Source organism: Streptomyces sp. NPDC030862 (genome assembly GCF_055571835.1).
In genome coordinates, this window is sequence record NZ_JBVIEN010000002.1 from 218,181 (window position 1) to 231,555 (window position 13,375).

Annotated in this window: 7 protein-coding genes; 5 read left to right on the top strand and 2 right to left on the bottom strand. The window is 74.3% G+C overall.

Annotated features, from left to right (window positions below):
* Positions 1-53: 53 nt before the first annotated feature.
* Positions 54-2,822, bottom strand: a complete 2,769-nt coding sequence (locus tag ACZ42X_RS05270; protein WP_468284502.1) for a lysylphosphatidylglycerol synthase transmembrane domain-containing protein — start codon at positions 2,820-2,822, stop codon at positions 54-56.
* Positions 2,823-2,941: 119 nt separating this feature from the next.
* Between ACZ42X_RS05270 and ACZ42X_RS05275 the strand changes: the two genes are divergently transcribed.
* The 5 genes from ACZ42X_RS05275 (at position 2,942) to nudC (ending at position 13,051) form a co-directional block, all read left to right on the top strand.
* Entirely contained in the window at positions 2,942-3,373 is a 432-nt protein-coding gene (locus tag ACZ42X_RS05275; protein WP_468284504.1) for an MGMT family protein, read from the top strand.
* A gap of 69 nt (positions 3,374-3,442) precedes the next feature.
* Positions 3,443-6,901 (top strand): ATP-dependent helicase, encoded by a 3,459-nt coding sequence (locus tag ACZ42X_RS05280; protein ID WP_468284506.1) that lies wholly within the window; start codon positions 3,443-3,445, stop codon positions 6,899-6,901.
* 67 nt (positions 6,902-6,968) lie between these two features.
* Positions 6,969-10,604, top strand: coding sequence for an ATP-dependent helicase (locus ACZ42X_RS05285; protein ID WP_468284509.1), 3,636 nt, complete (start codon positions 6,969-6,971; stop codon positions 10,602-10,604).
* 10 nt (positions 10,605-10,614) lie between these two features.
* Complete coding sequence (locus ACZ42X_RS05290; protein WP_468284511.1) at positions 10,615-12,069, top strand: dipeptidase; 1,455 nt, start codon at positions 10,615-10,617, stop codon at positions 12,067-12,069.
* Positions 12,070-12,115: 46 nt separating this feature from the next.
* Positions 12,116-13,051: an NAD(+) diphosphatase gene (nudC, locus tag ACZ42X_RS05295; RefSeq protein ID WP_468284513.1), complete on the top strand. Its 936-nt coding sequence runs from the start codon at positions 12,116-12,118 to the stop codon at positions 13,049-13,051.
* An 80-nt stretch (positions 13,052-13,131) separates the two neighbouring features.
* Here nudC and ACZ42X_RS05300 read toward each other — a convergent pair whose 3' ends face one another.
* A complete protein-coding gene (locus ACZ42X_RS05300; RefSeq protein WP_355362642.1) occupies positions 13,132-13,374 on the bottom strand; it encodes a mycoredoxin in 243 nt (80 codons plus the stop codon).
* Position 13,375 lies beyond the last annotated feature (1 nt).

The following is a 13,375-nucleotide window of genomic DNA, read 5'->3' on the forward strand; positions in this document are numbered from 1 at the left end:
GTCCATGCGGGTGGCCGGGCCCGGCACCGGGCCTTCCTAGAGCGCGTCTCTTCCTAGAGCGCGTCCTTCCGCGTCAGGTAGTTGAACGAGAACCACCCCGGGAGCACCGGCAGCCACAGCGTCAGCAATCGGTACAGCAGCACCGCCGGCGTGGCGACCTCCAGCGGCAGCCCCACCGCCACCAGGCCGAAGGTGAGCGCGCCCTCCACCGCCCCGACACCGCCGGGCGTCGGCGCCGCCGAGCCCAGCGCGTTGCCGGCCAGGAACACCACGGCGAGGCTGGCGTAGCTCAGCTGCTGGTCGCCCTGGTCGAACGCGCGGATCGAGGCGTCCAGGCACAGCACGAACATGGCCGTCAGCAGCAGCATGCCGCCGATGCCGGTGAGCAGCTTCACCGGTCGCTGGAGCACGTCCAGCATGCGCGGCACCACACCCGCGAACAGCGAGCGCAGCCGCGTCGAGACGAACTTGCGCAGTGCCGGGATCGCCGTGACCACCAGCACCAGCACGGCGACCGTCAGCAGGCCCGCGATGACCGTCCTGGACGGCGTGAAGTCCTGCGTCTTCTCCGTACCCGTCAGGTAGCCGAAGGCCAGCAGCAGCAGGATGTGCGCGCCCAGGCCGAAGAGCTGCGAGGCGCCGACGCTCGCCACCGCCAGCCCGGGCCGTACGCCCGACCGCTGGAGGAAGCGGGTGTTCAGCGCCACGCCGCCGACCGCCGCCGGCGCGACGATCTTCACGAACGACCCCGCGACCTGCGCCACCACCGTCCTCAGGAACGACACCCGCTCCGGTACGAACCCGAGCAGGCTCATCGCCGCCGCCACATAGCTCAGTGCGGAGAAGAGCACGGCCATCGCGACCCACGCCCAGTGCGCCTCGGCGATCGTCGACAGCGGCGTACGGGCGATCTGCGACAGCAGGAAGTACGCCGCGATGGCCCCCGCGATCAGGCTGATCAGGGTGCGGGGCCTGATCCGCTCCAGCCGCACCGGCTCCACCGGCGCCTGCGGCCTGATCAGCAGCACCTGCCGCCGGATCTGCGCGAGCAGGTCCTCCTCGCGGGCCTCGTCCAGCGCCTCGTCCAGCGCCCGCTTCTCGGCCTGCTTCTCGGCCCGTACGGCCTTGCGCTCGGCCTTCTCGTCCTTGACGGCCTTGACGGCGCCCTCCGGCTGCCCGTGCTCCGCCGCGGCCTCCAGACGGGCCTGCCGGGCCTCGTCCGACGCCTTGAGGACCGCCTCGCGCTCGCGCTCCGCGCGCTCCCGGGCGAGCTTGCGCAGCGTGGCGCGGGTGGAGCGGCTGAGGGCGATCGGCTGGAGCAGCGGCAGGCAGTCGGCGACCTTGTCGGGGCCGAGCACCTCGACGGCCGCGGTCACCGCGCGCTCCGCGCCGACCCGCAGGCCCAGCGTGGTCAGCAGCTGCGCGATGTCCATCCGCAGCACCAGATCACCGGCGGCGATCTCCCCGCCCCGCAGGTCCGTGAGGATCACCTTGCCGGAACGATCCACCAGAATGGCGTCGCCCGTGAGCCTGCGGTGGGCGATGCGCCGCGACTGCAGTGCCCTGACCTGTTCCCAGGCGCCCCGCACCAGCTCGTCGGTGATCTCCTCGTCAGCCAGCGCGTCCAGGTACCGGCCGCCCAGGTGCTCGTACACCAGCATCACGGCGTCCGGCCCGAGCTCGGAGGTGGCGATCAGCTTCGGCGCGTTGGCCCCGGCGGCGATCGCCGCGTACGCCAGCAGTGCCTCCTGCTCCAGCGCCTGCCGCAGCGACTGGATGGACCGGCGGGTGGTGATGCCGCGCAGCGTCATCCGGCGCCACAGGCGGTAGAAGAAGCCCTGCGCCTGCTGCTCGCGGTCGACGACCGTGACGTCGAGGGGAGGGCCGTCCTCCAGGGTGACGATGTAGCGGCGGCCCCGGTCGCCCTGCTCGACCGACTCGGACACGTCCTCCGCGCGCATCGCGCTGACCGGACGGAACCCGACGTGGCGCAGACCGGCGAGCAGCGTCTGCCCCGTGGGCCGGACGTTGGGGGAGCCGACGGCGTAGAGCGTGCCGTAGGCGACGGTCCAGCCGATCAGGATGGTGAGGATGATCGAGAGGGGAGTGGTGTAACCCGCCACCAGCATCGTGAACGCGTCGAGCAGCAGCACCACCCACAGGGCCACCCTCCAGCGCGGCCTGCGGGCCATCCCCACGGCCGACATATAGGCGATGACGGGTGCCAGGTAGCCGTGTACGGGGTCGGTCAGACCGCCCCCGGCCTGCGGCTGCGTCAGCGCGTCCTGGATGGTGCCGGGCGCGCCCCTGGCCACCCAGAGGTCGGTGGCGAGCGTCACCCCGTGCGCCAGTACGGCGGCGAGGACGCCGTCCGCGATGCGCAGGCCGTCCCGCTTGATCAGCCGCTCGATGGCGAAGGCGACGGGCACCAGGAGGACGGCGATGCTGGACGCGAGACCGGCGAGCTTGACGAAGAGGTCGGACGCCTGGCCGGTGCGCTCGTTGATGTCCTGCTCCAGGCCGGACGTGGTGGCCTGGGCGAACGCGGCGATGGCCAGGACGACGGCGATCGCGAAGAGACCGATGAGCAGCCGCAGCAGATCGGACGGGCGGTGTACGCGGGCGGCGAGAAGCGGCTCGTCACCGGAGACGCGGTCGATGGGCCCCTCCGCGTTCACGCATACCGTCTCCTTCTGCTTCTCCCCGAGGGGTTCCCGGAGTGGCTGCCCGAGGGGTTCCCCGAGAGGCTCCCCGGGTGGCTGCCCGAGAGGCCGTACATCCTGCCCCTTCATGGTGCCTCTGTCTTGTTGATCTCGTATCACCGGTCACCGCCCTCACCGCCCGGAAGATGGTGGCATGACCTGGCGTCGGCGGGGGGCATCAGGGTGCGCGGACCGCATTGTCGGCGGGTTTGTCGGCGGGTTGGTGCAGGATGGTCCGAATGAGTGCGCAGGAGCTTCCGGAGTACGCGGAGCGGGTGCTGGAGACCGCCGAGCTGATCCCGCCCGGCCGGGTGATGACGTACGGGGACGTCGCCGAGTGGCTGGGTGAGGGAGGCCCGCGCCAGGTCGGCCGGGTCATGACGCTGTACGGCGGCGCCGTGCCCTGGTGGCGCGTGGTGCGGGCCGACGGGCGGCTGCTGCCCGGCCACGAACAGCGGGCGCTGGCGCACTACCGCGAGGAGGGCACCCCGCTGCGCCCCGCCCCGAGGACCGAGGAGGGGCACCTGCCGCGCCTCGACATGCGACGGGCACGGTGGGACGGCGGTGAGGCCGGTGCCGGTGCCGGTGCCGGGGCTGGGGCTGGGGACGCGTCTTCGGGTGACATCTCTCTCGGTGGCGCGCCCGGCGGTGATGAGGCGAGCGGCGCATGACGGTGCCGCCGTCCGCGTAACGTTGTTGCCCTTCACCACCAGCACACCCACCAGGACCGGCGATCCAACGTGAGCTCCTCCTCCACCACCACCGGGCGTACGCCGTACCGGGAGCGCACTCCCGGCGCGTACCGGCTGGTGCGTACCCCGCCGGCTCCCGTGAACCCCCCTCTCCTGGACGCATCGCAGCGTGCGGTGGTTGACCACGCCCACGGGCCCCTGCTGGTGCTGGCCGGACCGGGCACCGGCAAGACCACCACCCTGGTGGAGGCGGTCGCCGCCCGCATCGCCCAGGGCGCCGATCCCGAACGGCTCCTGGTGCTCACCTTCAGCCGTAAGGCGGCGGTGGAGCTGCGGGACCGGATGGCGGCGCGCATCCCCGGCGCACGCGCCCCCCAGGCCACCACCTTCCACTCCTACTGCTACGCCCTGATCCGCGCCCACCAGGACGCGGAGCTGTTCGCCGAACCGCTGCGGCTGCTCTCCGGCCCCGAGCAGGACCTCGCCGTGCGTGAGCTGCTCGCCGGCCAGCTGGACCTGGAGCGGGAGGGCCTGGCCCGGGTCCACTGGCCCGACGAGCTGCGGGCCTGCCTGACCACGCGCGGCTTCGCCGACGAGGTGCGCGCCGTACTGGCCCGCTCGCGTGAGCTCGGCCTGGACCCGCGCGCGCTCGGTGCCTTCGCGGCGCGCCAGGGACGGCCCGACTGGTCGGCGGCGGCGCAGTTCCTCGCCGAGTACCTCGACGTACTCGACATGCAGGGCGTGCTGGACTACGCCGAGCTGGTGCACCGGGCCGTGCTGCTGGCGGATTCCGTGACGCTGCCCGCGTACGACGCGGTCTTCGTCGACGAGTACCAGGACACCGACCCCGCCCAGGTCCGCCTCCTGAAGGCGCTCGCGGGCGGCGGGCGGACCCTGTACGCGTTCGGCGACCCGGACCAGTCGATCTACGCCTTCCGGGGCGCCGACGTCAACGGCATCCTCGACTTCCCGCACACCTTCCGCCGCGCGGACGGCGCCCCCGCGCCGGTCGCCGTCCTGACCACCTCCCGCCGCTCGGGCGCGGCCCTGCTGGCCGCCACGCGCCTGCTGACCGCGCGGATGCCCCTGCCGCGCCTCCCGACCGACAAGGTCCGCGCCCACCGCGAGCTCGCGGCGGTGCGCGCGGGCGGCCGCGTGGAGGCGTACACCTTCCCGACGCCCTCCACGGAGCTCGACAACATCGCGGACATCCTGCGCCGCGCCCACCTGGAGGACGGGGTGCCGTGGCAGGAGATGGCGGTCCTCGTCCGCGCGGGCGCCCGTACGATCCCCTCCCTGCGCCGCGCCCTCACCTCCGCCGGCGTGCCCGTGGAGGTCGACGCCCCGGACATCCCCCTCCGCCACGAGCCCGCGGTGGCCCCGCTGCTGACGGCCCTGCGCGCCACGGCGACGGCCGCGCTGCGGCACACGGCGGCGCCGGAAGACGCAGAGCCCGGGGCCGCAGAGCCCGAGGCTGCCGCGCCGGAAGCCGCAGCGCCTGAGGTCGCTGCGCCGGAAGACGCCGAGCCCGAGGCTGCCGCGCCGGAAGGCGCCGAGCCTGCGGCCGCCGTGCCCGAGCCCGCCGCGCCCGAGGCCCTCGCCGGGGAGGCGGCCGACGGAGCCGGTGCCGAGCCGTGGCTCGACCCCGAGACGGCCCTCACCCTCCTCACCTCGCCCCTCGGCGGCATGGACGCCGCCGACCTCAGGCGCCTGGGACGGGCGCTGCGCGACGAGGAGCGGGCCGGCGGGAACAAGCTGCCGCCGCCCTCCGACACGCTCATCGCCCGCGCCCTCGCCGAACCCGAGCGGCTCGTCGCCCACGACCCCGCCTACGCACGCGGCGCCCAGCGGCTCGGCGGCCTCCTGCGCCGTACCCGCGAGCTGCTCGCGGACGGAGCCACCGCCGAGGAGGCCCTGTGGCTCCTCTGGGACGGCACCCCTTGGCCGGCCAGGCTCCAGCGGGCGGCGCTCCGCGGCGGCGCGGCGGGCCGCAACGCCGACCGCGACCTCGACGCCGTATGCGCCCTCTTCGAGACCGCCGCCCGCGCCGAGCAGCGCACCGGCGGCCGGGGCGCCCTGAACTTCCTGGAGGAGCTCGACGCCCAGGACATCGCCGCCGACACCCTCACCAAGCGGCCCGTCCGCCCCGACGCCGTCCGGCTGATGACGGCGCACCGCTCCAAGGGCCTCGAATGGAGCCTCGTCGTCGCCGCCGGCGTACAGGAGGGCCTCTGGCCGGACCTGCGCCGCCGCGGCTCCCTCCTCGAAGCCGACCGCATCGGGCGCGACGGACTCGCCGAGCCGCTCACCCCCGGCGCACTCCTCGCCGAGGAGCGCCGGCTCTTCTACGTGGCCGCCACCCGCGCGCGCGACCGCCTCGTCGTGACCGCCGTCAAGGCGCCCGCCGACGACGGCGACCAGCCCTCCCGGTTCCTCACCGAGCTGGGCGCCGAACCGAAGGACATCACCGGCCGCCCCCGCCGCCCCCTCGCCGTGGCCGCGCTCGTCGCCGAGCTGCGCGCCACGACCGTGGACCCCGAGGCGTCCGAGGAACTGCGCGACGCCGCCGCCCGGCGCCTCGCCCGGCTCGCCGCGCTCACCGACGAGGACGGCCAGCCCCTCGTCCCGGCCGCCCACCCCTACCGCTGGTGGGGCCTGTACGACCCGACGCACTCCGCCGTGCCCCTCCGGGACCGCGACCGGCCCGTCGCCCTCTCCGGGAGCGCCCTGGACCAGCTCGCCAACACCTGCGCCCTCCAGTGGTTCCTGGGCCGGGAGGTCAAGGCGGACGCCCCGGCCACCGCCGCCCAGGGCTTCGGCAACGTCGTCCACGTCCTCGCCGACGAGGTCGCCTCCGGCCGCACCCCCGCCGACCTCGCCGTCCTCATGGAGCGCCTCGACTCCGTCTGGGACGCCCTCGCCTTCGACGCCCCCTGGAAGTCCGCCCAGGAGAAGGAGCACGCGCGCGTGGCGCTGGAGCGGTTCCTGCGCTGGCACGTCATGGACCGTGCCGGCCGCACCCCCGCGGCCACCGAGCACGACTTCGACGTCACCCTCGAAGCGGGGGAGTACGAGGTGCGCATCCGGGGCTCCATGGACCGCGTCGAGGCCGACGAGCACGGCCGCGCCTACGTCGTCGACTTCAAGACCGGCAAGCAGGCGCCCACCAAGGACGAGGTCGCCCACCACCCCCAGCTCGCCGTCTACCAGCTCGCCGTCCGCGAGGGCGCCGTCGACGAGGTCTTCGACGGCCGCCGCCCCGAACCCGGCGGCGCCGAACTCGTCCACCTGCGCCAGGCCGCCCCCAAGAAGGAGGGCGGGGAGGCGCTGCCCAAGGTGCAGGCGCAGGAGCCGCTCAGCGGCGAGTGGGTCGGCGACCTCCTCGCCACCGCCGCCGGACGCGTCCTGGACGAACGTTTCACCCCGGCCACCGGCAAGCACTGTGACCACTGCGCGTTCCGGGCCTCGTGCAGCGCCCGCCCCGAGGGCCGCCACATCGTCGAGTGATCGACGAGTCATCGATGAGTGATCATCGGGTCGGGACTGTCAGCGGGGCCGGTTAGCCTCGATGACCGTGACCACTCGCCTCACCGACCCCGAGCAGCTCAAGGAGCTTCTCGGCATCCCGTTCACCCCGGAGCAGACGGCCTGCATCACCGCGCCGCCCGCCCCGCAGGTCATCGTGGCCGGAGCCGGCTCCGGCAAGACGACGGTGATGGCCGCCCGGGTGGTCTGGCTGGTCGGCACCGGGCAGGTCGCGCCCGAACAAGTCCTCGGCCTCACCTTCACCAACAAGGCGGCCGGCGAGCTCGCCGAGCGCGTCCGCAAGGCGCTCGTACGGGCCGGGATCACCGACCCCGACGTCATCGATCCGGACCATCCGCCCGGCGAGCCCCGCATCTCCACGTACCACGCCTTCGCCGGCCAGCTGCTCACCGACCACGGCCTGCGCCTCGGCCTGGAGCCCACCGCCCGCCTCCTCGCCGACGCCACGCGCTACCAGCTCGCCGCCCGCGTGCTGCGCGAGGCGCCCGGCCCGTACCCTGCGCTGACCAAGTCGTTCCCGACGCTCGTCGGCGACCTGCTCGCCCTCGACTCCGAGCTCGCCGAACACCTCGTACGCCCCGCCGACCTCCTCGCGTACGACTCCGACCTCCTCGCCGCCCTCGAGAGCGCCCGCCTCACCAACGCCGACCTGCGCAAGGTCCCCGAGGCCGCCGCCGCGCGCCGCGAGCTCGCCGACCTCGTCATCCGCTACCGCGCGGCCAAGCGCGAGCGCGACCTGCTGGACTTCGGCGACCAGATCGCGCTCTCCGCCGAGCTCGCGATGACCCGCCCGGAGGTGGGGCGGATCCTGCGCGACGAGTTCCGTGTCGTCCTCCTCGACGAGTACCAGGACACCTCCGTCGCACAGCGCCTGCTGCTGTCCGGCCTGTTCGGCGGCGGTACCGGCCACCCCGTCACCGCGGTGGGCGACCCCTGCCAGGCCATCTACGGCTGGCGCGGCGCCTCCGTGGCCAACCTCGACGACTTCCCCGAGCACTTCCCGTACGCGGACGGAACCCCCGCCACCCGCTTCGCGCTCAGTGAGAACCGCCGCAGCGGCGGCCGCCTCCTCGACCTCGCCAACGGCCTCGCCGCGCCCCTGCGCGCCATGCACGCGGGCGTGGAGGCCCTGCGCCCCGCGCCCGGCGCCGAGCGCGACGGCACGGTGCGGATCACGCTGCTGCCCACCCAGGCGGAGGAGATCGCCTGGCTCGCCGACTCCATCGCCCACCTCGTACGGACCGGCAAGGAGCCGGGCGAGATCGCCGTCCTGTGCCGTACGGCGACCGACTTCCCCGAGATCCAGGCCGCGCTCGTCGCACGCGACATCCCCGTCGAGGTCGTGGGCCTCTCCGGGCTGCTGCACCTCCCGGAGGTCGCCGACCTGGTCGCCGTCTGCGAGGTCCTCCAGGACCCGGGTGCCAACGCCTCCCTCGTACGCCTCCTCACCGGCCCGCGCTGGCGGATCGGCCCCCGCGACCTGGCGCTGCTGGGCCGCCGCGCGCGGCTCCTGGTCCACCGGGACCGCGACGGCGCCACGGACCCCGACGAGCGGCTGGCGGCGGCGGTCGAGGGCGTGGACCCGGCCGAGGTCGTCTCCCTCGCCGACGCCCTCGACACCTTCCTGGACGGGGGCGGCGAGGACGACGGCCTGCCCTTCTCCGCCGACGCCCGGGTCCGGTTCGCCCGCCTCGCCGCCGAGCTGCGCGACCTGCGCCGCTCCCTCGCCGACCCGCTGATGGACGTCCTGCACCGGATCCTCGCCACCACCGGCCTGGAGGTCGAGCTCTCCGCCTCCCCGCACGCCCTGGCCGCCCGCCGCCGCGAGACCCTCTCGAACTTCCTCGACATAGCCGCCCGCTTCGCCTCCCTGGACGGCGAGGCGACGCTGCTGGCGTTCCTGGGCTTCCTGCGCACCGCGGCCCAGTACGAGAAGGGCCTCGACAACGCCCTGCCCGGCGGCGAGAACACCGTCAAGGTCCTGACCGCCCACAAGTCCAAGGGCCTGGAGTGGGACGTCGTCGCCGTCCCCGGCCTGGTCACCGGCCAGTTCCCCAGCACCAGGTCACGCGAGTCGTGGACGGCCCAGCCGCAGGTCCTGCCGCACGCGCTGCGCGGTGACGCCCCCACCCTCCCGGCGATCGAGGAGTGGGACGCGAAGTCGCTCACGTCCTTCAAGAGCGCCATGAAGGACCACCAGCAGACCGAGGAGCTCCGCCTCGGCTACGTGACCTTCACCCGCCCCCGCTCCCTCCTGCTGGCCTCCGCGCACTGGTGGGGCCCCACCCAGAAGCGCCCGCGCGGCCCGTCCCCGTTCCTGCACGCCCTGTACGACCACTGCGCGGCGGGCTTCGGCGAGATCGAGGCCTGGGCCGACGAACCCGAGGAGGGCGCCGAGAACCCCTCCCTGGAGGAGTCCGCGGCGGACCGCCCCTGGCCCCTGCCGCTGGACCCGGCTTCCCTCGCCCGCCGCCGCACGGCCGCGGAGCGGGTGCTGCGGTACCTGGACACCGAGGGCGATGCGGCGCCTCCGGCGGCGGCCGCCGCGGGCCCCGACCTCGACGAGCCGTGGCCCGACGAGCCCGTCGACCTGGACGAGCCCGTCGACCTGGACGAAGCCTGGCCCGACGGCCTCGCGGACTGGGACGACTGGGACGTCGTCGCACCCGGGCCGCCCTCCGCCGGGGCCGTGCCGGGGGCCGAAACCGCCGCCGAGACCGCGCTCGGAACCGGGGCTGACGCCGATAACGGCACCGGCTCCGGCACCCGTTCCGGCACCGACTCCGCCCCCGGCACCGACTCCGCCCCCGGTGCCGGAGGCGTGCCCGGTGCCGGAGCCGTGCCCGCGCCCCGGCGTGGGGGAGCCGCCGACGGCCCCGCCGCGCGCCCCGGGGGCGTACCGCCGGTTCCGGGAAGGGGCGGCCGGGTGGGGGAGGGCCTCACCCCCGAGGACGCCCGCACCATCGCCTCCTGGGACCGCGACCTCGACGCCCTCACCGCCGAGCTCCTCCACGCCCGCGCCACCACGCGCGAGGTGCACCTCCCCGCGTCCCTGTCCGCCTCGCAGCTGCTGCGCCTCGCCGCCGACCCCGACGGCTTCGCGCAGGAGCTCGCCCGGCCCATGCCGCGCCCCCCGCAGCCCGCCGCGCGCCGCGGGACGCGGTTCCACGCGTGGGTGGAGTCCCGCTTCGACGCGGTGCCGCTCCCGATGCTCGGGCCCGACGAGCTGCCCGGCGGCGAGGAGTACGCCGACGAGCCCGAGATCGCCGACGAGCGGGACCTCGCCGCGCTGAAGGAGGCGTTCGAGCGGACCCCGTACGCCCACCGCACCCCGTACCGCGTGGAGGCGCCCTTCCAGCTCACCCTCGCCGGCCGCGTCGTCCGCGGCCGCATCGACGCCGTGTACCGCGACCGCGACAGCGGCGCGTACGAGATCGTCGACTGGAAGACGAACCGCTCCCACACCGGCGACCCCCTCCAGCTCGCGGTCTACCGCCTCGCCTGGGCCGAGCGGCACGGGCTCGCCCCGGAGGCGGTCGGCGCGGCCTTCGTCTACGTCCGCACGGGCGACGTCGTCCGCCCGGACCACCTGCCGGGACGCGCCGAGATCGAGCGCATCCTGCTCCGTGGGACGCCCGACGGGCCGACCCCCGATCCCGGATAGGCTCAAGGGCATGAGCGACACCCCGGACAGCGCCGTCCAGACCGTACGTACGTACATAGAGCAGCACCGCGCCGCCTTCCTCGACGACCTCGCCGAGTGGCTGCGCATCCCGTCCGTGTCGGCGCAGCCCGCGCACGCCCCGGACGTACGGCGCAGTGCCGAGTGGCTCGCCGCGAAGCTGACGGAGACCGGCTTCCCGGTCGCCGAGGTCTGGGAGACCGGGGACGGCGCGGGCGCCCCCGCCGTCTTCGCCGAGTGGCCCTCCGGGGACGCGACGGCACCCACCGTCCTGGTCTACGGCCACCACGACGTCCAGCCCGCGGCCCGCGGGGACGGCTGGAACACGGACCCCTTCGAGCCCGTCATCCTCGGAAACCGCCTCTACGCGCGCGGTGCCGCCGATGACAAGGGACAGGTGTTCTTCCACACCCTGGGCGTCCGCGCGCACCTCGCGCTGACCGGCCGCACCGCCCCCGCCGTCAACCTCAAGTTGCTCATCGAGGGCGAGGAGGAGTCCGGCTCGACGCACTTCCGGGAGCTCGTCGAGCGGCACCGCGCCCGCCTCGCCGCCGACGCCGTGATCGTCTCGGACACCGGCATGTGGTCGGAGACCACGCCCACCGTCTGCACCGGCATGCGCGGCGTCGCCGACTGCGAGATCACGCTGTACGGGCCCGACCAGGACCTGCACTCGGGCGCCTTCGGCGGCGCCGTCCCGAACCCGGCCACGGCGGCCGCCCGCCTCGTCGCCGCCCTGCACGACGAGGACGAGCGCGTCACGATCCCCGGCTTCTACGACGACGTCGCGGAACTCACCGACCGCGAGCGCGAGCTGATCGCGGAGCTCCCCTTCGACGAGGCGTCCTGGCTGGCCACGGCGAAGTCGTACGCCACCCTCGGCGAGGCCGGCTACACCACCCTGGAGCGGGTCTGGGCCCGCCCCACCGCCGAGGTCAACGGCATCGGCGGCGGCTACCAGGGCCCCGGCGGCAAGACGATCGTCCCGGCCACAGCCCATGTGAAGCTGTCGTTCCGGCTGGTCGCGGACCAGGACCCGGACAAGCTCGAAGCGGCCGTACGCGACTGGGCCGCCGCCCGCCTCCCGGCGGGCATCCGCCACGAGATCGTCTTCGGCGCCCCCACCCGCCCGTGCCTGACGCCGCTCGGCCACCCGGCCCTCCAGGCGGTCGCACGGTCGATGAGCACGGCCTTCGACGGCGCCAAGATCCGGTTCACGCGCGAGGGCGGCTCCGGCCCGGCCGCCGACCTCCAGGACGTCCTCGGGGCGCCGGTGCTGTTCCTCGGCATCTCCGTACCGTCCGACGGCTGGCACGCGCCGAACGAGAAGGTCGAGCTCGACCTGCTGCTCAAGGGTGTGGAGGCGACCGCCCACCTCTGGAGCGACCTCTCCACGGCACTGCCCGCAGCGCCGTCCGCAGCACAGTCCGTCGCCGCACTCCGCTGAACAGACACCCATTCACCCGGGGGAGTTGGAACCACCAGTGACCACCATGAGCAACGAAGCCCACCGGCCGATCAGCCTGACGGCCCCGAGCGGCATCGACCGCGCGGCACACCACCGCCTCGACGAGGCGTGGCTGGCCGCGGCGTGGAGCCACCCGACGACCCGGGTCTTCGTGGTCTCCGGCGGCCAGGCCCTGGTCGACGACACCCCCGACGGCCGCACCGAACTGGTCATGACGCCGTCCTTCGAGGCCCCGGTCACGGAGACCCACCGGTACTTCCTGGGGACGGACGAGGACGGCGTCAGCTACTTCGCGCTGCAGAAGGACGCGCTGCCGGGCCGCATGGACCAGTCGGCCCGCCCGGCCGGTCTGCGCGAGGCGGGACTGCTGCTGTCGCCGCGTGACGCGGGGCTGATGGTGCACGCGGTGGCGCTGGAGAACTGGCAGCGGATGCACCGGTTCTGCTCCCGCTGCGGCGAGCGCACGGTGATCGCGGCCGCCGGCCACATCCGCCGCTGCCCCGCCTGCGGGGCCGAGCACTACCCGCGCACCGATCCGGCGGTGATCATGCTGGTCACGGACGACCAGGACCGTGCACTGCTGGGCCGCCAGGTCCACTGGCCGGAGGGCCGCTTCTCCACACTGGCGGGCTTCGTGGAGCCGGGCGAGTCGATCGAGCAGTCGGTCGCGCGCGAGGTCTACGAGGAGGCCGGTGTGACGATCGGCGAGGTGGAGTACGTCGCCAGCCAGCCGTGGCCCTTCCCCTCCAGCCTGATGCTGGGGTTCATGGCGCGCGCCACCTCCTACGAGATCAACGTGGACGGCGACGAGATCGAGGAGGCCCGCTGGTTCTCCCGTGACGACCTGCGGGCCGCGTTCGAGTCCGGCGAGGTTCTTCCCCCGTACGGGATCTCGATCGCGGCCCGACTGATCGAGCTCTGGTACGGCAAGCCGCTCCCGAAGCCCGGAAACGCGGCCTGAGTGGCCTCGGCCTGAGCGGCCGCGGCCCGGCCGGTTTCGGCCCGGTTTCGACCCGGCCGGTTTCGGCCTGACCGTTTCGGTCAGGCGCCGATCTTCTGCTTGACCTGGGCCAGCGAGGGGTTCGTCAGCGTCGTGCCGTCCGCGAAGAGCACGGTCGGCACGGTCTGGTTGCCCCCGTTGGCCTTCTCGACGAACGCGGCCGACTCAGGGTCCAGCTCGATGTTGATCTCGGTGTACGCGATGCCCTCGCGGTCAAGCTGGCTCTTCAGCCGCCGGCAGTAGCCGCACCACGTCGTGCTGTACATCGTCAGGGTGCCCTGCATC

Bases quoted from the DNA above. Each gene is read 5' to 3' on its own strand.
- ACZ42X_RS05290 (WP_468284511.1), top strand. From the start codon at position 10,615: ATGAGCGACACCCCGGACAGCGCCGTCCAGACCGTACGTACGTACATA.
- ACZ42X_RS05275 (WP_468284504.1), top strand. From the start codon at position 2,942: ATGAGTGCGCAGGAGCTTCCGGAGTACGCGGAGCGGGTGCTGGAGACC.
- nudC (WP_468284513.1), top strand. From the start codon at position 12,116: ATGAGCAACGAAGCCCACCGGCCGATCAGCCTGACGGCCCCGAGCGGC.
- ACZ42X_RS05300 (WP_355362642.1), bottom strand. From the start codon at position 13,374: ATGCAGGGCACCCTGACGATGTACAGCACGACGTGGTGCGGCTACTGC.